Consider the following 26,581-nt stretch of genomic DNA (forward strand, 5'->3'; position numbering starts at 1 on the left):
GCCATGTGTATGGAAGAACGTTTCTTTCTGTACGACGATACTGTCGCTACAAAAACTCGTTTCGTTAGCTTTATGGGAGAAAATGAGCGTCACGATTTAGCGCTATTATACTCCGATCGTCATTACGGTAAAACAATTGTCCTTGATATGCAACGCAATAAATTTGCAATCATCGGTGCTGACGATTTAAACGAACCAGGCTACTTAGAGCACGCATTTTCTATGACTGAAGAAATTGCAGAAGAATTACGCTCATTTTTATTTGAACTTATATAATTTATCTTAGGCACCAGCTGTTTTAGCTGGTGTTTTTTCATTATAAGTATTTTTAATTTTCAAACTAATATGTTATGATTAAGAATAAATCTATTTGGGTAGAAAGGACGTTATCTACGTATGCCAACATTTACTTTGTAATGGACCAGCAATTGGATAGCATTACTCTCAAAAAAGCACCACGCTTTTTCAAGGGAGTAGTCTGCCCATTCCCATTACAAAGGAACGTAACGCATCTGTAGTATGATGTTTACGGAGGTTCCTAAGGGAACCTCCTTTTATTTTTGTCTTTTTCTCATGTCTTCATACTACAAGACATCCAAATAGCTGTATTACGTTCCTTTGCCACTACTATAAGAGGTGAAGGAAAATGCAGAAAGTACAACTTTCTTGGAGTTTATATGAAAATGAACAAAACACAATCGAAAAGTATTGTAAAAATTGCAGACGCACTACCCTATTTACCGACACAAATATTCGTAGGCATAACGCCAACGGAAAAAACATATACCGCTTTGCCATTTATAAATGTCCGAAAGATCATACGTGGAATCAAAAACTGCGTATTTATAAATCATTTACTGATCACGTTGAAACAGTCGATATGACGCAGCAAGATCAAGCCGAAACAACTACTACTATTTCCATTATGCAACATAAAGAAAACGGCATAGCTAAAATCACGATCGTATTAGACATCGTTTTCGGTTCCCACCGCATCGATAAAGCCTTATCCACATATATTTCCGACTGGAGCCGTACACGCATTGTGGATAAAATTAAAAATGGGGATATTCAATTGAATGGACAACAAATGAAGCCAAATACAATACTATCTGAAGGAGATTATATCTCGATTTGTTTATAATGCAAAAAATCCTCTTACAATCGTAAGAGGATTTTTTTATTTCTTCACTTTTCGTAATACGAAGTGTGCGCAACCGAAGTTACAGTACTCGTATAAATACTCCGTTAACGTACTAATTTTCGTATCATATGTCGCACGCTGGTTACTATCATCAAAGAATCCGCGCAATCTAAGTTGCTCATATCCCCAGTCTCCAACGATATAATCATATTTATTTAAAATTTCTGCATAGCGCTCTTTAAATGCTTCTTCACTAAAACCGTCACGAAAGTTTTTAATTACTTCGTACTGCACATTATTAATGCTCACCGTAGCATGAATCTCTTGCTTTTGCTCCATCATTAACTTCCTCTCTAAGCATTCTTCTTTTTATCGTATCACAAAGCATAACAACCAACAATTTCAAATACAAAAAATTGCAAATTAGTACATGCTATGGAGAAGGAGGTGATACATCGTGAAAAAACAAATTTTACTTTCCCTTCTCACTATTTCCTTATTTGCAGGCTGCCAATCAGCGAACAAAGCTGAAATGGAACGTGAAGAAGGAAGCCGTGTTCTTGTTTCCAATAAAAATGACATGTATCATACGGAAAATACAAATACACGGCTCACAAGGGTCGGCTATTCATCTAAACAAAAGCATGAAGTATCTAACAAACAAGTAGGAGCCATTAACCGTGAGAAAGTTGCTGAAATGATTACAAGTATGACAGTCAAACTTCCTGACGTTACAAACGCCGCTACGCTCGTTACCGATGATGAAGTATTTGTTGTATACCGTGCAAACACAACGGATCCAAAACTCGTAGCAGATCAAGTATATAGAGCTGCTTTGTCCATCGTCCCTCGCTATTATAAAGCATATGTATCAACAGACCAAAAGTTGATTTCCCAAATTCAAGGTCTTCAATCTGGCGCATTAAATGATACAGAATATACGCAAAGCCTCGATATGCTAAAACGTGAAATGAGTAAAAATCCTCATTTGAACAATACGGGAGATCAGACTTTGAATGATATGATTAAAAAGTAAAACAGGTGGAGAAAATCTCCACCTGTTTTACTTTTTATTTTTTATTTTTTATTACGATTCGCATAAACCTCCATCGCATCACACATAAATTGCGCTAACCCCTCACCAAACTTATCGATATTTTTCGTGAAGCGCTCATCAGCGACGTACATTTGACCGAGTCCTTTAAAAGCATCTAATGAATATGCACCGAAGTTTTGCAAGTAATCGTACCACACTCCAATTGCTTCTTGCGCCTCTTTAGAATCTGGTGCTCCGTGTCTAAGCGCTGCTAAATTTCTATAAATAGCATTAAACTCCTCTTGGTTCTCTTTTGACATACCTTTTGCATATTCATTTGCTTTATCTACAGCTGCGTCTCCCCATTTTTCACGTGCTTCTTCTTCATATGGGTTATGGCTGAAATCGAATCCTTCAAATTTCTCTTTATTCGTCATTTCAATCTCTCCTTTTGTATGCTGAATTGTTTTATCAATCGTCGCAATCACCTTATCTAATCTAGCACGCTTTTCAAGAAGCATTTTCTTATGAAGCTCTAGTGCCTCTTCGCGATCAAATGATGGACTCATGATAATCTCTTTAATTTTTTTCAAAGGGAAGCCAAGCTCTTTAAAAAACAAAATTTGCTGCAATGTCTCTAAATTTTCATTGGAATACAGACGATATCCAGACTCTGTCGTCTCGTCTGGGGTTAACAACCCAATTTCATCGTAATGATGCAGTGTGCGCACACTAATTCCAACTAAATCAGCTACTTCTTTTACTCTCATTGTCATTTGTATCTCCCCCTTAGTACATACGATAAAGTATGACGCAACGTTAGAGTCAATAAGTAAATTCATTTTATCTTAAAAAGTTTCATCTATCCTATATTTGATGCATAATAGTTATGTACATATATTAGAAAGCGGTGAAAGTATGGTTTCAAATACTGTAATTGCCAGCATCATCTTTCAACTCATTGTCTCGATTCTGGTCCCAATTATTGTACTCGTTTATTTCCGTAAAAAATATAATATGAATTGGAAAGTGGTCGGCATTGGTGTTCTTATCTTTATCGGATTTACCCAAATTCTTGAAACACCATTCCACCTATTTATGCGCGGTAATCCAACAATCGCTCCATTTTTAGAAAATCCGTTTGTCTTCGCAATTTATGGCGGATTGACTGCTGGTATTTTTGAAGAATTAGGACGCTTCGTTGCCTTCTTCTTCTTACTAAAAAAATATCTAGAATATAAAGATGGCTTCGCTTATGGAATTGGTCACGGCGGAATTGAATCTATTTTAATTGGCGGTTTTTCTGCATTACAAGCATTAATCTTTGCTAATTCTATTAACGATGGTAGCTTCGCTCGACTGATTGAACAAAAACCCGAGCTGAGCATTTTACAGGACATGTTAATTCAGCAACCTGCCTACTTATACTTCCTTGGTAGCTTAGAAAGAATTATGGCACTCGTGCTTCAAATTGCCTTTACAATGCTTGTTTTATACGCAGTAAAACAGAAGAAATATATCTTCCTAGTATACGCTATACTATTCCACGCATTTGTAGACTTTTTCGCGGCACTTTACCAAACAAAAACAATCAATATCTTCGTTGCAGAAGGAATTACACTTCTTTGTACAATTGGCGCTGTCGTTCTTATTCGCAAAATGAAAGCGAAATTAATGAGTGTACCGGAGTAAAAAATAAACCACCAATTGGTGGTTTATTTTTTATGGATTGTCGCAATGATGATAGCTTTTTCCTTCTTGCAGCTCCCTCTTTGTTTCTGCATCTATAACGATATATTTATGAAACTCTTCTACTTCATTTTGAGAAAAGGAAGCAAAAAAATAAACTTGGCGATCAGGATGAACAAAAAAATCTTGAAGCATCACACTACTCCGACAACCCACGGCTGTTTTTTGTAAGAAAGAAAATTCTTCATCGGGCACTTCTTTAAATAAGATTTTTTTTCGAACACTATATGCTGCATTATTGTATTCTTTATAGATTTTCTTATCTAACTGTTTATAAAAAATATCCTCACTCACAAATGACTTATTTCGATTGCTTGGATAATTTACTTTTTGATTCGACTCTGCATAAGTTGTGGACAAGTGTATAAAAAAACAAAGACTAACTACAATACATATCATTTTATTCATGATTGCACCTCAAATGTTCATTATCCACATTACTTTTCCACATATTTAAATCCATATGCCGTTTTACAAGAAAAAGGAATTATTTCCACATTTGTCGAAGTATATAGCGTCAACTTGAAAGATGGGGATGAATTATGAAGAAAATTATTGTAATACGACATTGTTCAGCAACTGGGCAAAAACGTGATGCTGAATTAACGACCGATGGAAAAGACCAAGCAAATACCCTTGCTACATTCCTCTTAGAAAATCATCTACAAATCGATCATATTATTTCAAGCCCATTTGTCCGAGCTATCGATTCCATTCGGCCCTATGCGCTCCAAGCTAACTTATCTATCCAAGAAGATGAACGATTAACTGAACGCATATTGAGCAACGTTCCAATGGATGATTGGATGCAAAAACTAGAATCTACTTTTACAAATATAGATATTGCCTTTTCAGGCGGAGAGTCAACAAAACAAGCAACAGACCGTGCCATATCGCTTATTCAAGACGTTTTACAATTAAACCATACAACAACACTACTTGTTACACATGGCAATTTACTTACGCTCATTTTAAAGCATTTTAATCATACGATTGGCTTTAATGAATGGAGAACTTTAACGAATCCTGATATTTACGAAATTACAATCGACGAACAATGTATCATAAAACGCTTATGGGAAGCATCGTCCAAGTAATATCCCTTTCCAAAACATTCAGTTGACGCCACGAGAAGAAACTGTACTAATAATAGAAAGGGGTATCACTCCATATGTACGAAGATGTACTTGCTCTACTACATAAAACAAATGTTTCTTATGAAAAATTTGAACACGAACCAGTACTCGATTATGAGACAGATCGGATTGTACGTGAGAGACTCGGCTTACAAGGCACTCCAAGTAAAAGCTTATTTTTAAAATCAAAGTCTGGAGATTATTACGTATTTTTTACGTTAGAGGGCACAAGGCTCAACCGGGGAGAGATGAAAGAACTAACAGGAGAACGCTTATCTCTCTGTTCTCCTGATGAACTGCGAGACAAAACTGGTTGTACGCCGGGATGTGTGGCTCCTTTCGGATATTCACACGATGTAACAATTATTGTGGATAACGCTATTTATACGTACGATAAAATTTTAATTACACCTGGTGTACCTGAATTTACAATTGAATTATCCACAGAAGAATTAAAAAAGATTTTATTAACATGTCCAAATACCGTTTTAGAGTATAAACAAAAAGAGAGCTAATCGTTAGCTCTCTTTTTTCATTATTTAGCTTCTGCTGTTTTTTCTTTTGCAGAACGTACTTGCTCGTCCGCATGGTAAGAAGAACGCACAAGTGGGCCAGCTTCACAGTGGCTAAATCCTTTGCTAAGTGCAATTTCTTTAAGCTCTGCAAATTCTGCTGGTGGGTAATATTTAAGAACTGGTAAGTGCTTCTTAGATGGTTGTAGGTATTGCCCAAGAGTTAAAATATCCACATTGTTTGCACGTAAGTCATCCATTGCTTCAATTAAATCTTCTCTCGTTTCACCTAAGCCCACCATAATGCTAGATTTAGTTGGAATATCAGGCTGCATTTCTTTCGCTCGACGTAAAAACTCTAATGAACGTTCATATTTTGCTCTAGCGCGAACTCGGTCAGATAATCGACGTACTGTTTCAATGTTATGGTTTAAAATATCTGGTTTTGCATCCATTAACATTTTTAAGTTTTCTTCTACTCCACCCATATCAGATGGTAATACTTCGATTGACGTAAATGGATTTTTACGACGTACAGCGCGTACTGTTTCAGCAAAAACAGCTGCTCCCCCGTCTTTTAAATCATCACGTGCAACCGCTGTTATAACAACGTGCTTTAAGCCCATTTGTACTACTGAATCTGCCACGCGTTCTGGTTCTTGTAAATCAAGCTCAGTTGGTAAGCCTGTTTTAACCGCACAAAAACGACAAGCACGTGTACAAACCGCACCTAAAATCATAAATGTTGCTGTTTTTCTTACAGCCCAGCATTCATGAATATTCGGACATTTTGCTTCCTCACAAACGGTATGAAGATTTTTAGAACGCATCATTTTCTTTAAGCCTGTATAGTTTTCATTCGTGTTTAACTTAATTTTCAACCATTCGGGCTTGCGCTTATATTCTGTTTGTTTTGTCATGGTTATCAACTCCGCACAATATGAAATAGTTTACCGTGTTCGCTTCTTTCAATGTAACATATCTATTCTAACGTATGAAAGCGATTTGCTCAAATGAAGATTCTAAGATTTTTTCCAATCGTTCCCTATAATGAAATACTCCGTATATCCCACACTAAAAAGAGTGATGTTGTGAAAGGAGTCTATTTCATGCTTCGAAAAATTTCTCTTTTGCTTTCTATTTGTTTTCTTCTCCACCAAAACATCGCTTACGGTGAAGATAATCAGCAAAGCATATACGAAAAGCGCATGGTACTATATAAAGAAACCGAGCAGTCTTCAGGCATTCCATGGTATTACTTAGCTGCAATGGATCAATATGAAAGAAATATACGGAGCGTAAGAAAAGATATTCCGAAAAAACCAGATGCCATCATTTCCCTTTATTTCAAACCAGAAATATGGGCTGGACCTATTAATAGTAACGATACTCTTCCCCATACAATTTCTCTATTTGGCGGAATAGGTTTAGATGGTGACAAAGATGGATTTGCAAATGCAAATAGCGACCGTGATCTTCTGCATACCGCAGCGACTATTTTAAGGAAACAAGGAACATCAGAAGACCGTATTAAAATTATGCTCTGGGAATATTATAGACGTGCCAAAACAGTTGATTTAATTAGCGAATACGCCCAAATTTATAAACATTATGGACGTATTAATTTAGAAGGAAATGCTTTTCCTCTTCCGATCCGTAGTGACCATAGCTACCGTAGTACTTTCGGCGCTGGAAGAAGTTTTGGCGGCAGAAGGATTCATGAAGGAACCGATATTTTTGCCGGATATGGCGTGCCAGTAAGATCGACTTGCTATGGCATTATTGAAACGAAAGGTTGGAACCGCCTTGGTGGATGGCGCATTGGTATTCGCGACCTTCATAACAATTACCATTATTACGCTCATTTAGGCGGGTTTTCAAAAGAAATACAGCTTGGACAAATTGTTGAGCCAGGGAAAGTAATCGGATTTGTTAGTAGCACTGGTTATGGACCTCCTGGCACAGCCGGAAAATTTCCGCCCCACTTACATTTTGGCATGTATAAAGACAATGGCTATACAGAATGGGCCTTCGATCCATACATGCATTTAAGCCTTTGGGAGCGCAAAGAACGAGCAAATACAAAACGATAACCGTAGCTGCATTGCTACGGTTATTTTTTATCCAGTAAAAGCCTGACTGAGCCGAGTTTCACTTTATTTACAACTAACTATCTGTTTTCTTTTTATCAGGTACAGCAACACTTCCGCTTCCATAATACGTAGGCACTTCCCCTTGAACGATACGCGTCGCAATCGGAACATTTTGTTTCACCTTTATCTCTTTCGTATGAAATGGAATAATCACTTGCAATGTTACTTCCATTTCCATAACAATTTGAATTGCTGTAGTATTAATCCCATGCGGCTCAATTTTTTGTTTAATATCTGTATTCACATGTCCAACTGGCGTGAAATGAATCGGAATATCTGGTCCTATATTACCAAGAAGTGCATTATCAGTTACACGCCCAAAAGGAACTGCCATAGTCGCGCCGTTTTTTTCAGCAATACCTAGCTCCTTCAACTTCCCTTGTTCTACTTGCTGTAAATATTTTTCTATGTACGTGGTCGTTGATGTTACGATTTCATTTACTTGCTTTGTATTTAAATTAATTGTGGATACTTTTCCGTTTTTATCATTCTGTACTTTCATTAATGAATCTACATCGAATCCTTCATTAATTCGATCCTTTACTGCCTTCGTCATAATTGCCGTCGCCATTTTATGTGTCTCTACTTCCCCATATTTAATTAAGGTCGGCTGAATATTATTATTCACAATCCACAACCCTTGCGTAAGTAATATAACAAAAAGAATAAACGACATAAGCAGTATATACCGAAAGGCAATAGGTCCCCTTCGAAACCGCGAGTTTTTCGAGCGAAATATACTCATAAAAAAACCTCCTTCTTATATCATTTCTATGCAAGAAGGAGGAACGATATATGCTTATCTCATTTTTAATAATGCTTCTTTTCCGATTGTGCCAGTCGTAATACCTAAAGCTTCGGCTTCAATCGTTACTGATTCTAGCGGTGCTTCAAGAAGTTGTTCAATCGTTCTTACACCAACCGCACGGCCAGCAATAATTCCTCGATCACCTAATTTCTCATTTAAAAGACCTACATCTAATGCACCACACATAATATATCCTTTATCGCTCATTACAGCTAGCAAATTCGTCTTTGGAAGTTTCACCCTAACTGCAATAAACGTATAATTATCAATTATAATTGGCTCCACATTAACCATAGTTCACACTCCTCTCTTTCTTATCTGTATGACAAGAGAAAAATGAGTGTTACAAGTTAACTAGCCTATAGTTTAACGGAAGATGTATAAGTTATTAACATATCTGTTAACACATCTCTAAGTAGTTCTGGCATATAATATTGTTTGTCAGAAAGTGTGGATAGCTCTGGGTATAAGTAGCCAAATGTAAACATATCAATCGTTCCTACTGTATATATACGATCTAATTCCAGCGATTCCCCGTTAATTAATACATCTTCGAGTAAAATTTTATTCCCGGGAATCGTATCTGGAATGACTTCTACACCAGCGTAAATCATTTTCCCCATCACTTTTCCCCGAAATCCGAATCCTTTCACCTCAAGATTCTCCATATTCGGCTTACGTGCTTTCAAAATAACTTCTCTTAATATCTTTCCTGGAACTTTCAAACCACACGGATTAATTGGATGTGGACAAATTCTGTGAATATCTCCGCGCGTTACAACACCCTCTTCTAACCCTTCAAGAAGTACACCAGCGTTCACCATGCCAATCTCTGCATTGCACCATGTTTTCAGCGCACTTGCTAACATGTGAGAAAACGGCGTCTCATGAAACCAATCAACCGGTAATGACTCTTTTAAATGAACGACAGACTCTGCCATTATATGCTCACTTTCTTCCTGCAGTATTTCAATTGTGGATAACGGCTCGTTATAAGCACCTAAACGTTCCGTCTTAATCGCTCTACCGTCTTTTTTCAGCAATTTCTTCATCTCTATATCCACAGTAAGCTGCACGTGACCAACGTAACGCCCCCACTTTTCACAACAACAAAGTAAAGTATTATTCAGTAGAATACCACGCTCAAATAAATGATGCGTATGTGCTCCTAAAATAACATCTATATCATAATGCTCTGCCATATACTCATCCATACTTTTTCCAAGGTGAGAAAGGACAACCGTAATATGAGCCTCATCTTTCACTTCTTCTAAAATAGACTCTAAATGAATAATGGGATCTTCAATATGCCAATCGAGCATCTGATAAAACTCTGGATAAGCTACCGTTAATCCGATAAAAGCAATGGTAATCCCATCCGTCGTTGTATGCAATTTATAAGGCCTTGCCCATGACGGACGTACCCCTTCTTTTTCAAATAAATTTGCGACAAGTATTTCAAATCCAGCATCATCATAGAGCCGATTCAAATGCTCCTTCGCTAACGTAATTCCTTCATTATTTCCGATCGTTACATAATCATATAACGCCTCATTCAAAAGCTTCGTATTCCCAAGTCCATTCGTCGCTTCCGAAATACTATGAAAACGATCCACATGATCGCCGATATCAACCGTCAAAACAGTCTCTCCCGCTTCCTGTCTTCGCTTTTTCTCCCCTAGAACAAACCGAGAAATTTGCGGCCAATTTTCAAAATGACTATGTATATCGTTTGTATGATAAAGGTGGATGATTGTTTCTTTATTTGTATTCAGAGAAAAAACCTCCTCTCAGTTCCTTACTGCCATTTACGCTATGCGCACACAATAATCCTGTAAATACTTTTCGTCTTTTCTTGCTATTTTACATTGTACTCGCATTGTGAGAAAAAGCAAAAGATTGTCCTTTTTATATGAGAAACTTTATTTTTGCCAGTGTGGGGATTTGTTGGTAGAGCGGGGATTTGTCAGAAAGTTAGCCGTGGGGATTTTCCCATAAGTTCTTTGCTGCATTTGTCAGTATTTTAATCTAAATTACTTTCAGTTGCCCTCTTTATGTATAAATGCTCCTTTCCTTTTTGAAGGGTACGGGGTATTCGTTCCTCTTGCTATGTCGTAATTTGTTGATAAGTCGATATCCCTTGTCGAATCGTCGATATATTGAAATAATCGCTGATATATTTCGAGTTATGGACGATATATTTGAAAAATCGCTGATATATTTAACTGAACACCCACCCGGGTATCCTCTCCCAAGCCAAGACAAATCCGCAAAACAAAAAAGCGCCCTGCACAGCAGGGCGCTTTCTTCATACATATATTATCCAGCTTTGCCTCCTAGACCCTCATGTCTAAGAACCTTCCGCACGAGAAGATAAAAAGCATCTTCTGTGCGAAAGAACCTCAGCCAACGGGTCTGAACAGTCGGCTCCGCATTTCTATTTAACCAATAGAACCTTCCATCTCAAACTTGATTAGGCGGTTCATTTCAACTGCGTATTCCATTGGAAGTTCGCGAGTGAATGGTTCAATGAAGCCCATTACGATCATTTCTGTAGCTTCTTGCTCAGAAATACCACGGCTCATTAGGTAGAATAATTGTTCTTCTGATACTTTAGATACTTTCGCTTCGTGCTCAAGTGAAACGTAATCGTTTTTGATTTCGTTGTAAGGAATTGTATCAGATGTAGATTGGTTATCCATGATTAACGTGTCACACTCGATGTTAGAGCGAGAGTTTTTCGCTTTTGGTCCGAAGTGTACGATACCACGGTAAGTTACTTTACCACCATGCTTCGCAATCGATTTAGAAACGATTGTTGAAGACGTGTTTGGTGCTAAGTGAATCATTTTCGCACCAGCATCTTGGTGTTGGCCTTTACCAGCAATCGCGATAGATAATGTTAAACCACGAGCGCCTTCGCCTTTTAAGATAACTGCTGGGTATTTCATCGTTAATTTAGATCCGATGTTACCGTCAATCCATTCCATCGTTGCGTTTTCTTCACAAACCGCACGTTTTGTAACTAGGTTGTATACGTTGTTCGCCCAGTTTTGGATTGTTGTATAACGGCAATAAGCATCTTTTTTAATGATGATTTCTACTACCGCACTGTGAAGTGAGTTAGTAGTGTAAACAGGTGCTGTACAACCTTCTACGTAGTGTACGTGTGCGCCTTCGTCTACAATGATAAGCGTACGTTCGAATTGTCCCATATTTTCAGAGTTAATACGGAAATACGCTTGAAGTGGTGTATCAACTTTAACACCTTTTGGAACGTAGATGAATGATCCACCAGACCAAACTGCAGAGTTTAATGCAGAGAATTTGTTGTCTGTTGGTGGGATTACTTTTCCGAAATGTTCACGGAAAATATCTTCGTTCTCTTTTAATGCGCTATCTGTATCTTTGAAGACGATTCCTAGAGCTTCTAGGTCTTCTTTCATGTTGTGGTATACAACTTCAGATTCGTACTGTGCAGATACACCAGCTAAATATTTTTGCTCAGCTTCTGGAATACCTAATTTATCAAATGTTGCTTTAATTTCATCAGGTACTTCATCCCAAGACTTCTCAGATTTCTCAGATGGTTTTACGTAGTACGTAATTTCATCGAAATCTAAGTCGTTTAAGTCGCCGCCCCATTGTGGCATTGGCATTTCGTAGAACTTATCCAGTGATTTTAAACGGAAGTCTAACATCCACTGTGGTTCTTCTTTCATACGTGAAATTTCTTCAACGATTTCTTTTGTTAAACCGCGTCCAGCACGGAAAATCGAAACGTCTTTGTCTTTGAAACCATATTTATAATCGCCGATATCTGGCAGTTGCTTCGCCATGTTGGTGTGTCCCTCCTTAGATAACCTCGTTTTTAGGAACCTTTAACATTACTTATCTTCGTTTAAGCCCTTTTCTAACGCTTTCCACGCTAATGTTGCACATTTAATACGTGCAGGGAACTTGCATACGCCTTGTAATGCTTCAATATCTCCTAAATCGATGCTGTCATCGTACTCTTTTCCTAGCATCATGTCAGAGAAAATTTTCGAAAGCTGAAGTGCTTCTTCAATTTTCTTACCTTTTACTGCTTGTGTCATCATTGAAGCTGAAGACATTGAGATTGAACATCCTTCGCCTTCAAACTTCGCCTCTTGCACAATACCTTCTTCTACTTTCATCGTAAGTTGAATACGATCGCCGCAAGTTGGATTGTTCAAGTTAACGGTAACACTATCTTCTAATACGCCATGGTTACGAGGATTTTTATAATGATCCATAATAACTTGACGATATAACGTATCTAAATTATTAAATGACATTTGTGAAATACTCCTTTGTCTTGATTAGCGAGTCAACAAATGTATCAATTTCTTCTTTTGTATTATATAAATAGAAGCTCGCACGTGCTGTTGAAGAAGCTTTTAGCCACTTCATAAGCGGTTGTGCACAGTGATGTCCTGCGCGAACTGCAATGCCTTCTACATCTAATACAGTCGCTACATCGTGAGGATGTACGTCTTCAATATTAAATGTAACAAGACCAGCGCGATGCTTTGGACCATAAATTGTAACGCCATCTACTTCTGATAGTCTTTCTAAAGCGTATTGCGCTAATTCATGCTCATGCTTTTCAATATTATCAAGACCGATTTCTTCTAGGAAATCAATTGCCGCACCAAGTCCGATTGCATTACCGATAATCGGTGTACCTGCTTCAAACTTCCACGGAAGCTCTTTCCAAGTAGATTCCTGTAAATCTACGAAATCAATCATTTCACCACCAAATTCAATTGGCTCCATATTGTTTAGCAATTCTTTTTTACCATATAATACGCCGATACCTGTAGGGCCACACATCTTATGAGCAGATAATGCGTAGAAATCACAGTTTAAATCTTGTACATCTACTTTCATGTGAGGTGTACTTTGTGCACCGTCAACGACCATAATTGCGCCATTTTCGTGTGCAATTGCTCCGATTTCTTTTACAGGGTTAATCGTTCCAAGTACGTTAGAAACATACATGATAGAAACGATTTTTGTATTCGGTGTAATTGTTTGACGAGCATCTTCTATTGAAATTGTCCCATCTGGTTGAAGCGGAAGATATTTTAAAGTTGCACCAGTTTTCTTCGCAACTTGTTGCCACGGAATGATATTACTATGGTGCTCCATGTAAGAAATAACGATTTCATCGCCCTCTTTTACATTTTCAAGACCATAGCTAGCCGCTACTGTATTTAATGCAGTTGTCGTTCCGCGCGTGAAAATAATCTCTTCCATTGATTTCGCATTGATAAACTTGCGAACTTTCTCACGTGCACCTTCATACGCGTCGGTAGCTTTCGTACCGAGCGTATGAACACCGCGATGCACGTTAGAATTATATTCTTTATAGTAACGTTCTAACGTTTCAATGACTTGAATTGGTTTTTGAGAAGTTGCTGCACTATCGAAATAAACAAGTTGTTTGCCGTTCACTTTTTGATCAAGAATTGGAAACTGTTTGCGTATTTCATGAATATTCATTAGCGAACTTTCCTTTCAATTACCTCAACAAGCTGTGCCTTTACTCCTTCAATTGGAAGCTCATTAACTACAGGTGCTAAGAATCCATGGATGACTAAACGTTCTGCTTCGCGTTTTGGAATACCACGGCTCATCAAGTAGTATAGTTGGACTGGATCTACGCGACCTACTGAAGCTGCGTGACCTGCCATTACATCATCTTCGTCGATTAAAAGAATTGGGTTTGCATCACCGCGAGCTTTTTCATCTAACATAAGAACGCGAGAAGATTGTTGTGCATTTGATTTAGATGCACCGTGTTCAATCTTACCAATTCCGTTAAAGATAGATGTTGCACTATCTTTTTGTACACCGTGTTTTAAAATCCAACCTTCAGAATGTTTACCGAAGTGAACAACTTTAGTTGTAAAGTTTTGTGTTTGGTTACCACGGCCAATTGTTACTGTTTTCGTATCAGCATATGAACCGTCGCCCATTAAGTTCGTAACGTTCTCTGAAATTGTGTTTCCGTCATTCATAAGGCCTAGAGCCCAATCAATACGGCCGTCGCGTCCTACAACGCCGCGGCGGTTAACGTAAGTTGTTACGTCTTTTGCTAATAGATCAACCGCACCGAATTTCACTTGTGCGCCTTGTTCCACGATTACTTCTGCTACGATATTTGCAATACCTTTAGCATTTTCATTTGCAACATAGTTTTCTACATAAGTTGCAGTACTGTTCGCATCAGCTACGAATAGTACGTGGTTATATACGTTAGCTTCTTCGCCGTCTACTAAGAATACAGCTTGAAGTGGAGTTTCAAGAACAACGTTTTTCGGAACATATACGAATGCACCACCGTTGATTAATGCAGCATGAAGTGCAGTTAGACGATGCTCGTCTACTTTCACGCCGTCTTTCATTAAGTACTTTTGTACTAGTTCAGCATGCTCAGTTGCTGCTGTTACGATGTCTGTAAAAATAACACCTTTTTCTTTTGCTTCGTCTGCTAAAGAAACGAATGCAGTTGTACCAGTGCGTTGTACTAATACGCTGTTATTTTCATCGATTAAGTTTTTCACTGCTTCTGGAAGTTCAGTTAAAGAACTTACAGGCTCTTGCTTAGCAGCGTCGCCTTTTCCGATAAAGTCCCATTTGTCAATTTTCGTTTTATCAGGCGTTGGCATTGGAAGTTCAGTTGCTTGTGCAAGAGCTTGTAAGCGGAACTCAGTCAACCAAGCAGCTTCGTTTACTTCGCTTGCGCGTTGACGGATTGTTTCTTGATCGAAAGGTAATGTACCGATTGTCATGTTTATGCTCCTCTCTTACGCTTCTTGCTCTGTTGTTTCGTCTTCAATACCTAATTCTTTTTTAATCCAGTCGTAACCTTCAGCTTCTAGACGTTGTGCAAGCTCAGGGCCACCAGATTTAACGATACGACCGTTCATCATAACGTGAACGAAGTCTGGAGTGATGTAGTTTAATAAACGTTGGTAATGCGTAATCATTAGGCAACCGAACTCTTCGCCGCGCATTTCGTTAATACCTTTAGATACAACTTTTAATGCATCGATATCAAGACCTGAGTCGATTTCATCTAAGATTGCGATTTTTGGCTCAATCATCATTAATTGAAGGATTTCATTACGTTTTTTCTCTCCACCAGAGAAACCTTCGTTTAAGTAACGTTGTGCCATTTCTGGATCCATTTCTAGGAATTCCATGTTTTTATCTAATGTACGGATAAATTTCATAAGAGAAATTTCATCGCCTTCTTCACGACGTGCGTTAATTGCAGAACGTAAGAAGTCAGCGTTTGTTACTCCGCTAATTTCACTTGGATATTGCATTGCTAGGAATAGACCTGCTTGTGCGCGCTCGTCTACTTCCATTTCTAATACATCTTCACCGTCGATGATGATGCTACCTTCTGTTACTTCATACTTTGGGTGACCCATAATTGCAGAAGATAAAGTTGATTTACCTGTTCCGTTAGGTCCCATAATTGCGTGGATTTCTCCACCTTTTACTTCAAGGTTTACACCCTTTAAAATTTCTTTGCCATCAATTGATACGTGTAAGTCTTTAACCGTTAATGTAGAACCAGCCATCTCAATACCTCCATTAATCCTATATATACATTTTAAAAATTCCTAAAACGTTCATATTCTCATTTTATTCTCATTCTAATTTTATATCAAATAAAATGATATCGCAAACGACGAAAAAAAGTAACCGTTTTTTCACAAATGTATATAAGTATTTCCTTCACATCTTTCTATGATACACCTTTCTTCTTATTTATATAAAGAAAAAAGGACTGGTAATTTTCCAGCCCTTTCCTTATATTTATTCACTTACCGGAAGTACAGCACCTTTATATTCTTTATTAATAAAATCTTGAATTTCTTTTGAATGTAGCACTTCTACTAGCTCTTTAATTTCTTTTTTCTTCTCATCACCTTTACGAACTGCAATGATGTTTGCATACGGAGAGTCTGCTCCTTCAATCGCAATTGCATCCTTTGTTGGATTTAATTTTGCATCAATTGCATAGTTTGAATTAATAAATAAAGCATCACCTTCATTATTTTCATACAGCTTTGGTGACAATCCAGGCTCTACATCTGTTTTAAACTTTAAGTTTTTCGGATTTTCGACTACATCTTTTACTGTTGCCTTAACAACATCTACTCCGTCTTTTAATTTAATAACGCCGCCTTTTTGTAACAGTGCTAGCATACGGCCACGCTCCGCTACGTTATTACTCATAATCACTGTCCCGCCATCTGGTAAGTCTTTTAAGCTTTTATACTTCTTAGAATAAATACCCATCGGCTCTAAATGGATTTTTCCTGCGTTTACAATTTTATATCCCTTTTCTTGAATTTCTTTATCTAAGTACGGAATATGCTGGAAGTAGTTCGCATCAATTTCTTTATCCGCTAACGCTTTATTTGGCAGTACATAATCCTGAAACTTTTTAATCTCTAACTTAATGCCTTTTTTCTCTAATATCGGCTGTGCCTTTTCTAAAATAACAGCGTGCGGCACGTTAGAAGCTCCCACAACAAGCTTATTCTCTTCCTTCCCTCCGCAAGCAGCTAATGTAAATACAGATAATGCTGTAACAACTGACAATAGAATCTTTTTCATATGACGTCCCCTTCTCCCTATAGTTATGTAGTAAAAAAGGACCGGCATACACCAGCCCTTTTTCAGCAATTATTCTTTTACAGGAACAACTGCACCTTTATATTCTTTAGTAATAAAGTCTTCAATTTCTTTAGAATGTAATACTTCTACAAGCTCTTTAATCGCTTTTTTATCTTTATCACCTTTACGAACCACTAGTACGTTTGCGTATGGAGAATCATCGCCTTCAATTGCAATTGCATCTTTTTCTGGGTTTAATTTCGCATCAATTGCATAGTTCGAGTTAATTAAAACAGCGTCGCCTTCTTTATTGTTATACACTTGTGGCAACAAACCAGGCTCAATATCCGTTTTGAATTTTAAGTGTTTCGGATTATCTGCAATATCTTTTGGAGTTGCACTAACTGGATCTACTCCGTCTTTAATTTTTAAAATGCCTTCTTTTTGTAAAATTGCTAAACCACGTCCATGGTCAGTAACGGAATTACTCATAATAATTGTCGCCCCGTCTGGAAGTTCTTTTAAACTCTTATATTTTTGAGAATATACACCAATTGGTTCAATATGAATTTTCCCTGCTATTTCAAAATCATATTTTTTATCTTTAATTTCTTTTTCTAAATACGGAATGTGCTGGAAATAGTTTGCATCTAATTCCTTATCCGCTAACGATTTATTTGGCAACACGTAATCTTGGAATTTTTTCACTTCTAATTCAATTCCTTTTTTCTCAAGTAACGGTTTTGCTTTTTCTAAAATTTCAGCATGCGGTACGTTAGAAGCACCAACAACAAGTTTCTTTTCATCTTTATCTTTCCCGCCACAAGCAGCTAACCCAAAAATTGAAGTTGAAATAAGTGCCGTAAGTAATAATTTTTTCATTTAAAATATCCTCCCGTTTTTATTATCGTTTATCTATTCGAGTCGTTAAACTATCACCAATCCACTGGATTAAAAATACAACTAGTAATACACAAATTGTCGCAACGATTGTTACATCGTTATTCCCTCTCTGGAATCCTTCTAAGTAAGCAAGTGTTCCAAGGCCACCAGCACCAACAACTCCCGCCATTGCTGTATAGCCTACTAAAGCAATTGTCGTAACCGTAATACCAGATACTAATGCTGGTAATGATTCTGGAATTAACACTTTCAAAATAATTGTGCTTGTTTTTGCTCCCATTGCTTTTGAAGCTTCAATTACACCTTTATCAATTTCGCGAAGTGCAATTTCAACCATTCTCGCGTAGAATGGTGCGGCTCCAATAATTAAAGCCGGCAGAGCTGCACTTGCTCCAAGAATTGTTCCAAGAAGAATCTTTGTAAATGGGATTAATAAAATAATTAAAATGATGAACGGTATAGAGCGGAATATATTTACGAATGCTCCAATCACCGTATTAATTGATTTGTTTTCCCATAAATTATCTTTTGCTGTCATGAAGAGTAACAATCCTAAAATTAGTCCTAAAACAAATGTCGCAAGGGCTGCGATTGCCGTCATATATAACGTTTCACCAGTTGCTTCTAACATTTGATTCCAATCAACATTTGCGAGTAACTTATCCATGTGCAATCACCTCCAGCTCTACTTGATCTTGATGAATTCCTTCTATTGCTTGCTGGATCGCTGTTTCCTCACCATTTAAATGAACAACTAAACTACCGTAAGAACCGTTATTCGTTTGTGCAATATTTCCTTGCAAAATGCTAACTTCTATATCACTGCGTTGCATTAATCGTTGAAGCACTGGTCTTTCTACAGCCTCACCGATAAACTGCAAACGAATTACTTTTCCATCTGGATATTTTTCAATTAAACTTTCAATTGTTTCATTTGTATCTTCAGAATCTGTTAACTGCTGTACAAATCGTTTCGTAATATCTTGCTTCGGATTACGGAATACATCAAGTACTGGACCTGTTTCTACAATCTTTCCTCTCTCCATTACCGCTACTCGGTTACATATCTTTCGAATCACGTGCATTTCATGTGTAATGAGTACAATTGTTAAACCAAGGCGCTTATTAATGTCTAATAGTAAATCCAAAATTTGATCTGTCGTTTCCGGATCAAGAGCTGACGTTGCTTCATCACATAAAAGCACTTGTGGATTGTTAGCTAATGCTCTTGCAATACCAACACGTTGCTTTTGTCCTCCGCTCAGCTGAGATGGGTATGCGTCTCCTCTTCCTTCTAATCCAACAAGATGAATTAATTCATCAACACGTTTTCTTCTCTTCGCTTTATCAACACCTGCAATTTCAAGTGGAAACTCTATATTTTCACGTACAGTTCGCGACCAAAGTAAGTTGAAGTGCTGAAAAATCATTCCGATTTCTTGCCTTGCCTTACGAAGTTCACTTCCTGTAATAGCTGAAATCACACGATTTGCAATTGTAATTTGACCTGAAGTTGGTTTCTCTAACTGATTGAATAATCTGATTAACGAACTTTTTCCGGCTCCACTATATCCGATAACACCAAATATTTCACCTTTGTCTATTTTTAAATTGGCATTATCTACAGCAGTGACATCACCGCTTTTTGCTTTATATATTTTCTTTACATTCTCTAATAGAATCATGGTGTATCACCCCTTTTTTTGTTTGGATCGACTCCGCAATTTTTTATTTTTAATGCGTGTAGTCCACTGTTATCATTACTTTTATTATTTGAATGTCCTCCACATTCAAACAATAAAAAAACCTTTCTGCTTTAGAGAAGCAGAAAGGTTTATATGCGTATATAACAACATTATCCCTCTCTCTCATCTCTCAAAGCATTCGCTTTGCAGGAATTGGCACCATTTCAACATAAGTTGACGGTTGCCGGGCTTCACAGGGCACAGTCCCTCCACCTCTCTTGATAAGAGAAATCAGATTCAATTTTCGTCTGATTTGAAATTTATGAAATTGTCTATATTTTATGACTTGAATTGTATCAATATACACTCACCATGTCAACAGAAATTTTCGCGAAAAATGAAACTTCAGAATTTTAAGCACCTACTGACATCGGTTTACATATATGAAACATCGATTCCACTAATAACATCGTTCGGTACGTTCCTGAATATTGTACACGTCCATCGTTCATTAACATTTGCAATCGTACATTTCCATTCACCAATTGTTCTATATCCTTTTCATCTAAGCAAATGATTTGTTCCGTTCCTCTTTCCTCATGTACCAGCTCTATATAATCTCTTGAAATTTGTAACGAACAACTTTCATCTCCAAAGCGAAAATTAACAGTTTTTTCTTCTTGTCTTAAAAGCGGTTCTAAATGATATTGACCATTAGCGTAATTTACAAATGATTGAAGCAAAGAATATAATCTCACCCTAAATCACATCCTTCATATCACTTTCTATTACATACCATTCCCTCTCACTAAAGAGCAATCCTGTTATTTTCGCTCGACAAATACTGTATCCACCCTGCATCTCGACATATTTCCCAAGAAATATGTCGAGGCGGCAAAAATTTTGCCGCCTACTTTAATTCCGTATATAAATATTCAACCGAATGAAATGCGTATATCTTCTTCATCAGTGTCCCATTTTCAAAAACAAGTAAACAAGGTACACTTTCAATCCCATACTCTTTCGCTAAATACGGAGCATAATTTAAATCTAACATCCCAATTTTGAGGCCTTCAATTGTCATCTCAACGACTGTTAACATCTTTTTTGCTAATTGGCATGTTCCACACATTGGAGTATATACATATAATACTGTTTTTTCTTCGTTCTCTATTAGGGCTGTAGCTTCGGCTCCTGTCCAATCAATCACTTCTATCATTCCTTACCGTAAATATTCTGTATAAACGTCAATGTCGGCTCCCCATAATACATTTGCTAAGTGTGTAGATGGCGCAGTTGCCACTTCTCGGTACGAGCGATCAATATAGATATGCTCGGCTTGCGGAAATTCTTTTCGAAATTGTTTCCTTAACTTTTCTCCAGCATCATCAGCATCCACTAGCACATACACTTCCTTATCAAAAAACTGATCAACGAGCTCATCCATTTTCGACAAACCAATTGTACCATTTGTACAAACAATTTCCACCGGTTCACGAATAATAGATTCAATCTTTCTTCTATCTGATGTACCTTCTACAATAATGACTTTTTCTACATAAATCATATGTCATCACCCGATCACCATATACTATATAACCTTGAACTTAGTATATAGTATATTCGTTATTTTCATGTTGTTTCCTGTTTATTTTTGCAAAAGAAAAGCGGAAGCGGCTCGTTTAGAACAGGAGGGCATTGGAACTCCTGAACTAGAGGCGCCTTTTGCCTCAAGTGAAGGAGTGAAATGACCGACTGTTCTAGCCGCTGGAGCTAGACAACGAAAAGCGGAACCGACTGTTTAGCCCTGTTGGCTAAGGTTCTTTCGTACAGAAGACGCTTTTTGTCTTCTCGTACGGAAGGTTCTTAGACATGAAGGGCTAGGAGGTGGAGCTGGACAATGAAAAGCGGAAGCGGCTCTTTCAGATTGTGAGGGGGATGGAGCTTCTGACGTAAAGGCGCTTTTGGCCTTGCAGGAAGAAGCGAAGCCACCGAACAATCTAGCCGCTAGAGCTGGACAATGAAAAGCGCAAGCGGCTCGTTTAGATTGTGAAGACTTATGAAACCTTACCACAAAACAGTTTTTCTCATAATAGCTTATTTATTTACATATAACTTGAATTTCATTATTTCACACAAAATAAAAAAGGACAGCACAAAGGCTGTCCTTTAGTCGACTATAATTAGTCTTGGTTTGTCATTTCTGCATATTTTTCTGCAGTTAATAACTTCTCAACTTGGCTTGCATCAGAAAGTTCAACTTTAACCATCCATGCACCCTCGTATGGAGATTCGTTAACAAGTTCTGGTTGGTCACTTAATTCTTCGTTTACTGCTACAACTTTACCGCTTACAGGTGCGTATAACTCAGAAACTGTTTTAACAGATTCTACGCTTCCGAATGGCTCGTCAGCTTCGATTGTTGCACCTACTTCAGGAAGTTCAACGAATACGATATCGCCTAGCTCACCTTGTGCAAAGTGAGTGATACCGATAACAACTTCATTACCTTCAGTTTTTACCCATTCGTGTTCTTCAGAGTAACGTAAATTATTTGGAATGCTCATGACTGTACCTCCAGTGAATGTATTAATTATGTAAAAATACCTTATTGGTACTTTTTCCACACACTTTCAAACTGCTCTTCGTTAAAACCAAGTGTTACATTCGTTCCATCTGTTACAATTGGACGTTTAATCAACATGCCATCAGATGCTAAAAGCTCATACATTTCGTCTTCGCTTGCATCTTTCAACTTATCTTTTAGACCAAGTTCACGGTAACGCATTCCACTTGTATTAAAGAATTTTTTTAATGGTAATTCACTTTTTTCATGTAAATTACGTAAATCTTCTTTTGATGGTGGATTTTCAACAATATGAATCATCTCATATGCTACATCGTTTGCCTCAAACCATTTCTTTGCCTTTTGACATGTGCCACACTTTGGATATGAATAAAATGTTACTGTCATAAATTCACCTACTTTTTTACTAACCTTTACCTTTATCATATAGAAAACGTTTTATTATTTCAAACCATTATTCGCTAAACTTTTACTTATTTCGTGATAATTTTTAATAATCCTGCGAATTTTTCTTATTTTTCCGCCATTTGTTAAGAAAAAAATAAATATATAAATTTTTTAGATTCTGCACCAAACATATATCTTAAACAAGCGTTTGATTAATTCTCCATTTTTCTTTCTTAACCTTTGAACTACAGGAGTTTCTTCCTACCGAACATACAGCTTAAACAAACGTTTGATTAATTCTCCATTTCTCTTTGTTAACCATTGAGTTACATCAGTTTCTTCCTACCGAACATACAGCTTAAACAAACGTTTGATTAAAAAAATAAGAAGCCTCGTTTACAGGCTCCCTCATCATCTATTCAAATAATCTGCGATGGTTTGAAATACGACGATATACATATTATGAATACTTTCTTCTGTATTTCCACCATTAGATAAACCAATTGCCCATTGTTGCCCTTCACCACTTCCGATATTTGCAAAGCCTTGCGTATACATAGCATTTACATCTTTTCGTGCACTGTTATACTCTATTCCTTTTGTAATAAAAATTGAATATGATTTATCTTGTAAACCGATAAAAAACACTGGTTTCTTTAGCGATGAAAATACATTTTTATACTGCTCTGTTGAGGCTTCTTGAAAGTGATCTTTCATTATTAGAAAACCATCCACTTCCTTAGATTTCTTTTCTAGTTCCTCTAACTTCATTTCTTCAAACTTTACATTCCTAAACGTATCTTTCGGCTTTTCTCCAACAACTCCAATTACGAGTGCTCTTCCGTTATATTCTAATTTCTCTCCTTCTTTATCCTTTGCACACCCAGCACCTACTAGGCATATCAATATAAAAAATAAGAAATACGATAAACGCTTCATTTAGCACCCTCTCCTTCTTTTTAGTCAAGTGACAAAAACGTAAGGTTAATTCAAGAAAATGTAAGTAAAATCGATAGCCCAATTCACGTTTCTATATTATAATCAATTGAATTTACTTACATTACTAAACATAGGAGATCAACATGAAGAAATTTAAACTTTCATCTTTTCTTCCGTTAAGTTATATACTTCTACTCGTGCTCGTAAGTCCCCTTTACGACGTATTAAATAAATCGACTGTTCACGCAGTAGACGTTACAACTGTAGTAGATGATTGGATTCCATTTGTAAAAGCATTTATTATTCCTTATTTACTTTGGTTTCCATACTTATACGGCGCACTTATTTATTACTGCTTTGCTGACCGAAAGCAATATTATGTCACTTTAAGTAGTGTTATTTTTGGAAAGCTTGCTTGTTTTTCTATTTATTATTTTTGGCAAACAACTGTACCGCGTCCGACTGTCGTTGGAACAGATGTATTTTCTGAACTAGTTCGCTATATTTATAGTATCGACCAGCCAGTAAACTGTTTCCCTAGCATTCACGTTCTTACTACATTTGTAATTATGTTAGCTGCCTTTAAGCGTAGAGAACAGCATGCTTTTGAATATTACATCCTTACTTTCTTCGGTACACTTATTATTTTATCAACGCTATTTACGAAGCAGCATGCCTTTGTAGATGCCATTTCTGGAATGACGCTTGCAAGTATACTTTACTTCGGCGTTCAGCTCTTATTGGCCAAAGAACCAATAAGAGTTCCAGTAAAACAAAATCATAGAATGTAGCATGACAAAAAAGCAGACTGTGGCTTCTCAGTCTGCTTTTATATATTATTAAGGAGATTTTCAACTTAAGATTGCGGTACAGTCATATCACCAGAGTGAATACGACCTGCTTTTTTAAGAGCAATGTAAAGTATATAAGAAACAGCTACTGGAATGACGATATAAGTAATTACCATCGCCGGGAGAACTTCCCATCCTTGGCTGGAAATTAAATTAATTGGTGCGATAAGAGAACTTAATCCAAGACCTGCAATTTCCTTTCCTGCTTCCAGTTGGAAAATTAATGCGGATACTGGACCGACTATAGCACTGGCAACGACAGTTGGGACGAGAATCATTGGATTTTTAGTGATATTTGGTAACTGTACTTTCGGAGTACAAAGTGCTTGAGCTAATATGCCACCTAAATTATTTTCTTTCGCTGAGATGACAGAGAATCCGATAAACTGAGCGACGCATCCGGCAAGAGCAGCACCACCTGCAACACCGTCTAAGCTAAGTGCAATTGCTAACGCAGCTGATGAAGCTGGAGAGATAAGTAATAGCCCCCAAACTACTGCAATGACGATAGAAGCAATAAACGGACTACCAGCTGAGCTATCTTTAATAAACGCTCCAACTGCATTTAAAACAGGAGTAATATTATGAGATAACCAAATACCAACTAAACCAGAACCTAATATTGCTGCAAATGGAACGAGCATCATATCTAACGCAGTTTTTCCGCTTAAACGTTTACCAATATATACAGCTAAAGTTGCTGTTAATAATGCACCGATTGGCTCACCTGTTTTAATAATTAGACCGGCTTCAGTAATTGAAATGGATCCGGCACCAATTGCTCCGGCTACCATCGCCGAGAAGATTACAAGACCGTTTGCACCGAGCATAAAAGCAATGCCGGCACCAATCGCCGGTGCCATAAGGGATTTTGCAACAACTCCGATTGTAATAAGTAATGGTATATCAACAATTCTTCCTATATTTTCGATCAGTAAACCAATTCCGAGGGATACGAAAATACCTTGTGCGATTCCAGCAGATGCTTTAAATACACGAGACATTATATATTCCTTCATTCGTTTCACCTTCTTCTATAAGTTAGTAACCAATTGTTTTCATATAATCACGTAAAATATCGTTTGATTTTGCGAATCGAGATTCTTCATCCTCTGTTAAATTGAGTTCTACAACTTCTCTTATACCGTCTCTAGTAATAATAGCGGGTACTCCTGTACAAATATCATATTCACCGTACTCACCATCTAAAATGGCTGATACAGCAATGACACGGTGATCATCATTAAAGATGGAACTCGCAATATATGCTAGAGAATTTCCAATTCCGTAATAAGTAGTTCCTTTACGTTTATAAATTTCCCAACCAGCTTTTGCAGTCTTCTCAACAATTTCATCTAAATCTATTTTACCAAATCGTTCTTTTTGTTCTTCTAAAATTTGCAGAATTGGCTTTCCACCAACAGTTACGTGAGACCAAGCAACCATTTGAGAATCACCATGTTCTCCTAATGAATACCCATGAATACTACGAGGGTCTACATGTAACATTTCAGATAAAATTGTTCTTAAGCGAGAAGAATCTAATGATGTACCTGTACCGATTACGCGATTTCTAGGTAATCCAGATAATTTCCACACTTCATATGTAATAATATCAACTGGGTTCGATGCAAGTAAGAAAATACCATCAAATCCACTTTCCATTACGCCGCCAACAACACTTTCCATAATCTTCGCACTCGCTCCTAAAGTATCTAAGCGACTTTGTCCAGGTTTTGGTGCTGGCCCTGCTGTAATAATAACGATGTCCATATCTTTGCAGTCTTCATAGCTTCCTGCATATACTTTTGTTCTTGTATTTGTAAAGTTAATGCAATGTGATAAATCCATCGCTTCCCCAACTGCACGTTCATGATTTATATCAATTAATAATAGCTCTTCGCAAATTCCTTGATTTACAATGGAATACGCACAACTTGATCCAACTAATCCAGTACCGATAATTGCAATTTTTCTTGTATGTCTTTTCATAGCAATCTCTCCTAATTGATCATATAATCTAT

The 26,581-nt window shown here is 37.2% G+C and carries 32 protein-coding genes and 1 riboswitch; of the genes, 8 read left to right on the top strand and 24 right to left on the bottom strand.

Going from position 1 to position 26,581, the window contains the following annotated elements; translation table 11 throughout:
- Positions 1–9 precede the first annotated feature (9 nt).
- Entirely contained in the window at positions 10–276 is a 267-nt protein-coding gene (locus tag AB6801_RS12480; protein ID WP_000392606.1) for a DUF3055 domain-containing protein, read from the top strand.
- A 370-nt stretch (positions 277–646) separates the two neighbouring features.
- Positions 647–1,144 carry a hypothetical protein gene (locus AB6801_RS12485; protein WP_001174575.1) on the top strand — a complete coding sequence of 166 codons (498 nt, stop codon included), beginning with the start codon at positions 647–649 and terminating at the stop codon, positions 1,142–1,144.
- 36 nt (positions 1,145–1,180) lie between these two features.
- On the opposite strand, the gene AB6801_RS12490 is transcribed toward AB6801_RS12485, so the two are convergent.
- Entirely contained in the window at positions 1,181–1,483 is a 303-nt protein-coding gene (locus AB6801_RS12490; RefSeq protein WP_000435943.1) for a YutD family protein, read from the bottom strand.
- A gap of 118 nt (positions 1,484–1,601) precedes the next feature.
- Between AB6801_RS12490 and AB6801_RS12495 the strand changes: the two genes are divergently transcribed.
- The gene (locus AB6801_RS12495; protein WP_000744128.1) at positions 1,602–2,180 is read left to right on the top strand and encodes a YhcN/YlaJ family sporulation lipoprotein; all 579 of its coding nucleotides are present in this window, start codon (positions 1,602–1,604) and stop codon (positions 2,178–2,180) included.
- Positions 2,181–2,221: 41 nt separating this feature from the next.
- Here the strand turns inward: AB6801_RS12495 and AB6801_RS12500 are convergent, their stop codons facing one another.
- On the bottom strand, positions 2,222–2,956 hold the full coding sequence (locus tag AB6801_RS12500) for a MerR family transcriptional regulator (RefSeq protein ID WP_000178768.1): 735 nt from the start codon (positions 2,954–2,956) through the stop codon (positions 2,222–2,224).
- 100 nt (positions 2,957–3,056) lie between these two features.
- Between AB6801_RS12500 and AB6801_RS12505 the strand changes: the two genes are divergently transcribed.
- Positions 3,057–3,872, top strand: coding sequence for a YhfC family intramembrane metalloprotease (locus AB6801_RS12505; RefSeq protein ID WP_002101508.1), 816 nt, complete (start codon positions 3,057–3,059; stop codon positions 3,870–3,872).
- Between the two features lie 30 nt (positions 3,873–3,902).
- On the opposite strand, the gene AB6801_RS12510 is transcribed toward AB6801_RS12505, so the two are convergent.
- The gene (locus AB6801_RS12510) at positions 3,903–4,337 is read right to left on the bottom strand and encodes a hypothetical protein (RefSeq protein ID WP_001038438.1); all 435 of its coding nucleotides are present in this window, start codon (positions 4,335–4,337) and stop codon (positions 3,903–3,905) included.
- A gap of 134 nt (positions 4,338–4,471) precedes the next feature.
- Here AB6801_RS12510 and AB6801_RS12515 point away from each other — a divergent pair, with 134 nt between their 5' ends.
- Positions 4,472–5,026: a histidine phosphatase family protein gene (locus tag AB6801_RS12515; protein WP_000721050.1), complete on the top strand. Its 555-nt coding sequence runs from the start codon at positions 4,472–4,474 to the stop codon at positions 5,024–5,026.
- 74 nt (positions 5,027–5,100) lie between these two features.
- Positions 5,101–5,580 carry a YbaK/EbsC family protein gene (locus AB6801_RS12520; protein WP_000272747.1) on the top strand — a complete coding sequence of 160 codons (480 nt, stop codon included), beginning with the start codon at positions 5,101–5,103 and terminating at the stop codon, positions 5,578–5,580.
- Positions 5,581–5,600: 20 nt separating this feature from the next.
- Here AB6801_RS12520 and lipA read toward each other — a convergent pair whose 3' ends face one another.
- A complete protein-coding gene (lipA, locus tag AB6801_RS12525) occupies positions 5,601–6,497 on the bottom strand; it encodes a lipoyl synthase (RefSeq protein WP_000166372.1) in 897 nt (298 codons plus the stop codon).
- Between the two features lie 189 nt (positions 6,498–6,686).
- Here lipA and AB6801_RS12530 point away from each other — a divergent pair, with 189 nt between their 5' ends.
- Positions 6,687–7,670 carry a M23 family metallopeptidase gene (locus AB6801_RS12530; RefSeq protein ID WP_370941084.1) on the top strand — a complete coding sequence of 328 codons (984 nt, stop codon included), beginning with the start codon at positions 6,687–6,689 and terminating at the stop codon, positions 7,668–7,670.
- Positions 7,671–7,743: 73 nt separating this feature from the next.
- Here the strand turns inward: AB6801_RS12530 and yunB are convergent, their stop codons facing one another.
- From yunB to AB6801_RS12620, 18 genes are all read right to left on the bottom strand, one after another.
- A complete protein-coding gene (gene yunB, locus AB6801_RS12535) occupies positions 7,744–8,475 on the bottom strand; it encodes a sporulation protein YunB (RefSeq protein WP_000021802.1) in 732 nt (243 codons plus the stop codon).
- A gap of 54 nt (positions 8,476–8,529) precedes the next feature.
- Positions 8,530–8,832, bottom strand: a complete 303-nt coding sequence (locus tag AB6801_RS12540) for a YunC family protein (protein ID WP_097998039.1) — start codon at positions 8,830–8,832, stop codon at positions 8,530–8,532.
- Positions 8,833–8,897: 65 nt separating this feature from the next.
- Positions 8,898–10,313: a bifunctional metallophosphatase/5'-nucleotidase gene (locus AB6801_RS12545; protein ID WP_227256026.1), complete on the bottom strand. Its 1,416-nt coding sequence runs from the start codon at positions 10,311–10,313 to the stop codon at positions 8,898–8,900.
- Between the two features lie 666 nt (positions 10,314–10,979).
- The gene (sufB, locus tag AB6801_RS12550) at positions 10,980–12,377 is read right to left on the bottom strand and encodes a Fe-S cluster assembly protein SufB (protein WP_001118827.1); all 1,398 of its coding nucleotides are present in this window, start codon (positions 12,375–12,377) and stop codon (positions 10,980–10,982) included.
- A 48-nt stretch (positions 12,378–12,425) separates the two neighbouring features.
- Complete coding sequence (sufU, locus tag AB6801_RS12555; RefSeq protein WP_000009523.1) at positions 12,426–12,857, bottom strand: Fe-S cluster assembly sulfur transfer protein SufU; 432 nt, start codon at positions 12,855–12,857, stop codon at positions 12,426–12,428.
- Positions 12,847–14,067: a cysteine desulfurase SufS gene (gene sufS, locus AB6801_RS12560; protein ID WP_001020760.1), complete on the bottom strand. Its 1,221-nt coding sequence runs from the start codon at positions 14,065–14,067 to the stop codon at positions 12,847–12,849. Before sufS ends, sufU begins: the two co-directional genes overlap by 11 nt.
- A complete protein-coding gene (sufD, locus tag AB6801_RS12565) occupies positions 14,067–15,359 on the bottom strand; it encodes a Fe-S cluster assembly protein SufD (RefSeq protein WP_000152167.1) in 1,293 nt (430 codons plus the stop codon). The genes sufS and sufD overlap by 1 nt, the downstream gene beginning before the upstream one ends.
- 15 nt (positions 15,360–15,374) lie before the next feature.
- Entirely contained in the window at positions 15,375–16,160 is a 786-nt protein-coding gene (gene sufC / locus AB6801_RS12570) for a Fe-S cluster assembly ATPase SufC (RefSeq protein ID WP_000929160.1), read from the bottom strand.
- A gap of 238 nt (positions 16,161–16,398) precedes the next feature.
- Entirely contained in the window at positions 16,399–17,205 is an 807-nt protein-coding gene (gene metQ, locus AB6801_RS12575; RefSeq protein WP_000722399.1) for a methionine ABC transporter substrate-binding lipoprotein MetQ, read from the bottom strand.
- 69 nt (positions 17,206–17,274) lie between these two features.
- On the bottom strand, positions 17,275–18,087 hold the full coding sequence (metQ, locus tag AB6801_RS12580) for a methionine ABC transporter substrate-binding lipoprotein MetQ (RefSeq protein WP_000735096.1): 813 nt from the start codon (positions 18,085–18,087) through the stop codon (positions 17,275–17,277).
- A 22-nt stretch (positions 18,088–18,109) separates the two neighbouring features.
- Positions 18,110–18,775 (bottom strand): methionine ABC transporter permease, encoded by a 666-nt coding sequence (locus AB6801_RS12585; RefSeq protein WP_000359401.1) that lies wholly within the window; start codon positions 18,773–18,775, stop codon positions 18,110–18,112.
- Positions 18,768–19,793 (bottom strand): methionine ABC transporter ATP-binding protein, encoded by a 1,026-nt coding sequence (locus AB6801_RS12590; protein WP_000601762.1) that lies wholly within the window; start codon positions 19,791–19,793, stop codon positions 18,768–18,770. Before AB6801_RS12590 ends, AB6801_RS12585 begins: the two co-directional genes overlap by 8 nt.
- Positions 19,794–19,973: 180 nt before the next feature.
- Positions 19,974–20,081: riboswitch (SAM riboswitch) on the bottom strand.
- 125 nt (positions 20,082–20,206) lie between these two features.
- Positions 20,207–20,551, bottom strand: coding sequence for a hypothetical protein (locus AB6801_RS12595; protein WP_001242139.1), 345 nt, complete (start codon positions 20,549–20,551; stop codon positions 20,207–20,209).
- 152 nt (positions 20,552–20,703) lie between these two features.
- The gene (locus AB6801_RS12600; protein ID WP_002062684.1) at positions 20,704–21,012 is read right to left on the bottom strand and encodes a thioredoxin family protein; all 309 of its coding nucleotides are present in this window, start codon (positions 21,010–21,012) and stop codon (positions 20,704–20,706) included.
- Between the two features lie 3 nt (positions 21,013–21,015).
- The gene (locus AB6801_RS12605; RefSeq protein ID WP_000640870.1) at positions 21,016–21,360 is read right to left on the bottom strand and encodes a toprim domain-containing protein; all 345 of its coding nucleotides are present in this window, start codon (positions 21,358–21,360) and stop codon (positions 21,016–21,018) included.
- A gap of 616 nt (positions 21,361–21,976) precedes the next feature.
- Positions 21,977–22,360, bottom strand: coding sequence for a glycine cleavage system protein GcvH (gene gcvH, locus AB6801_RS12610; protein WP_000026896.1), 384 nt, complete (start codon positions 22,358–22,360; stop codon positions 21,977–21,979).
- A gap of 41 nt (positions 22,361–22,401) precedes the next feature.
- On the bottom strand, positions 22,402–22,767 hold the full coding sequence (locus AB6801_RS12615; protein WP_000218968.1) for an arsenate reductase family protein: 366 nt from the start codon (positions 22,765–22,767) through the stop codon (positions 22,402–22,404).
- Between the two features lie 411 nt (positions 22,768–23,178).
- Positions 23,179–23,706, bottom strand: coding sequence for a hypothetical protein (locus AB6801_RS12620; protein ID WP_000826877.1), 528 nt, complete (start codon positions 23,704–23,706; stop codon positions 23,179–23,181).
- 143 nt (positions 23,707–23,849) lie between these two features.
- Between AB6801_RS12620 and AB6801_RS12625 the strand changes: the two genes are divergently transcribed.
- Complete coding sequence (locus tag AB6801_RS12625) at positions 23,850–24,497, top strand: phosphatase PAP2 family protein (protein ID WP_000713771.1); 648 nt, start codon at positions 23,850–23,852, stop codon at positions 24,495–24,497.
- 65 nt (positions 24,498–24,562) lie between these two features.
- Here the strand turns inward: AB6801_RS12625 and AB6801_RS12630 are convergent, their stop codons facing one another.
- Both AB6801_RS12630 and AB6801_RS12635 read right to left on the bottom strand, forming a co-directional pair.
- On the bottom strand, positions 24,563–25,576 hold the full coding sequence (locus AB6801_RS12630; protein ID WP_000666172.1) for a PTS sugar transporter subunit IIC: 1,014 nt from the start codon (positions 25,574–25,576) through the stop codon (positions 24,563–24,565).
- Positions 25,577–25,598: 22 nt separating this feature from the next.
- Positions 25,599–26,549 carry an L-lactate dehydrogenase gene (locus AB6801_RS12635; RefSeq protein ID WP_000820651.1) on the bottom strand — a complete coding sequence of 317 codons (951 nt, stop codon included), beginning with the start codon at positions 26,547–26,549 and terminating at the stop codon, positions 25,599–25,601.
- Between the last annotated feature and the right edge of the window lie 32 nt (positions 26,550–26,581).

Source organism: Bacillus sp. RCC_6_1 (assembly GCF_041360755.1).
GTDB lineage: Bacteria > Bacillota > Bacilli > Bacillales > Bacillaceae_G > Bacillus_A > Bacillus_A cereus.

Excerpts from the sequence above, each read along its gene's own strand:
- AB6801_RS12480 (WP_000392606.1), top strand. The coding sequence starts at position 10 with ATGGAAGAACGTTTCTTTCTGTACGACGATACTGTCGCTACAAAAACT.
- AB6801_RS12485 (WP_001174575.1), top strand. The coding sequence starts at position 647 with ATGCAGAAAGTACAACTTTCTTGGAGTTTATATGAAAATGAACAAAAC.
- AB6801_RS12490 (WP_000435943.1), bottom strand. The coding sequence starts at position 1,483 with ATGGAGCAAAAGCAAGAGATTCATGCTACGGTGAGCATTAATAATGTG.
- AB6801_RS12500 (WP_000178768.1), bottom strand. The coding sequence starts at position 2,956 with ATGACAATGAGAGTAAAAGAAGTAGCTGATTTAGTTGGAATTAGTGTG.
- AB6801_RS12505 (WP_002101508.1), top strand. The coding sequence starts at position 3,057 with ATGCATAATAGTTATGTACATATATTAGAAAGCGGTGAAAGTATGGTT.
- AB6801_RS12510 (WP_001038438.1), bottom strand. The coding sequence starts at position 4,337 with ATGAATAAAATGATATGTATTGTAGTTAGTCTTTGTTTTTTTATACAC.
- AB6801_RS12515 (WP_000721050.1), top strand. The coding sequence starts at position 4,472 with ATGAAGAAAATTATTGTAATACGACATTGTTCAGCAACTGGGCAAAAA.
- AB6801_RS12520 (WP_000272747.1), top strand. The coding sequence starts at position 5,101 with ATGTACGAAGATGTACTTGCTCTACTACATAAAACAAATGTTTCTTAT.
- lipA (WP_000166372.1), bottom strand. The coding sequence starts at position 6,497 with ATGACAAAACAAACAGAATATAAGCGCAAGCCCGAATGGTTGAAAATT.
- AB6801_RS12530 (WP_370941084.1), top strand. The coding sequence starts at position 6,687 with ATGCTTCGAAAAATTTCTCTTTTGCTTTCTATTTGTTTTCTTCTCCAC.
- yunB (WP_000021802.1), bottom strand. The coding sequence starts at position 8,475 with ATGAGTATATTTCGCTCGAAAAACTCGCGGTTTCGAAGGGGACCTATT.
- AB6801_RS12540 (WP_097998039.1), bottom strand. The coding sequence starts at position 8,832 with ATGGTTAATGTGGAGCCAATTATAATTGATAATTATACGTTTATTGCA.
- sufB (WP_001118827.1), bottom strand. The coding sequence starts at position 12,377 with ATGGCGAAGCAACTGCCAGATATCGGCGATTATAAATATGGTTTCAAA.
- sufU (WP_000009523.1), bottom strand. The coding sequence starts at position 12,857 with ATGTCATTTAATAATTTAGATACGTTATATCGTCAAGTTATTATGGAT.
- sufS (WP_001020760.1), bottom strand. The coding sequence starts at position 14,067 with ATGAATATTCATGAAATACGCAAACAGTTTCCAATTCTTGATCAAAAA.
- sufD (WP_000152167.1), bottom strand. The coding sequence starts at position 15,359 with ATGACAATCGGTACATTACCTTTCGATCAAGAAACAATCCGTCAACGC.
- sufC (WP_000929160.1), bottom strand. The coding sequence starts at position 16,160 with ATGGCTGGTTCTACATTAACGGTTAAAGACTTACACGTATCAATTGAT.
- metQ (WP_000722399.1), bottom strand. The coding sequence starts at position 17,205 with ATGAAAAAGATTCTATTGTCAGTTGTTACAGCATTATCTGTATTTACA.
- metQ (WP_000735096.1), bottom strand. The coding sequence starts at position 18,087 with ATGAAAAAATTATTACTTACGGCACTTATTTCAACTTCAATTTTTGGG.
- AB6801_RS12585 (WP_000359401.1), bottom strand. The coding sequence starts at position 18,775 with ATGGATAAGTTACTCGCAAATGTTGATTGGAATCAAATGTTAGAAGCA.
- AB6801_RS12590 (WP_000601762.1), bottom strand. The coding sequence starts at position 19,793 with ATGATTCTATTAGAGAATGTAAAGAAAATATATAAAGCAAAAAGCGGT.
- AB6801_RS12600 (WP_002062684.1), bottom strand. The coding sequence starts at position 21,012 with ATGATAGAAGTGATTGATTGGACAGGAGCCGAAGCTACAGCCCTAATA.
- AB6801_RS12605 (WP_000640870.1), bottom strand. The coding sequence starts at position 21,360 with ATGATTTATGTAGAAAAAGTCATTATTGTAGAAGGTACATCAGATAGA.
- gcvH (WP_000026896.1), bottom strand. The coding sequence starts at position 22,360 with ATGAGCATTCCAAATAATTTACGTTACTCTGAAGAACACGAATGGGTA.
- AB6801_RS12615 (WP_000218968.1), bottom strand. The coding sequence starts at position 22,767 with ATGACAGTAACATTTTATTCATATCCAAAGTGTGGCACATGTCAAAAG.
- AB6801_RS12620 (WP_000826877.1), bottom strand. The coding sequence starts at position 23,706 with ATGAAGCGTTTATCGTATTTCTTATTTTTTATATTGATATGCCTAGTA.
- AB6801_RS12625 (WP_000713771.1), top strand. The coding sequence starts at position 23,850 with ATGAAGAAATTTAAACTTTCATCTTTTCTTCCGTTAAGTTATATACTT.
- AB6801_RS12630 (WP_000666172.1), bottom strand. The coding sequence starts at position 25,576 with ATGAAGGAATATATAATGTCTCGTGTATTTAAAGCATCTGCTGGAATC.
- AB6801_RS12635 (WP_000820651.1), bottom strand. The coding sequence starts at position 26,549 with ATGAAAAGACATACAAGAAAAATTGCAATTATCGGTACTGGATTAGTT.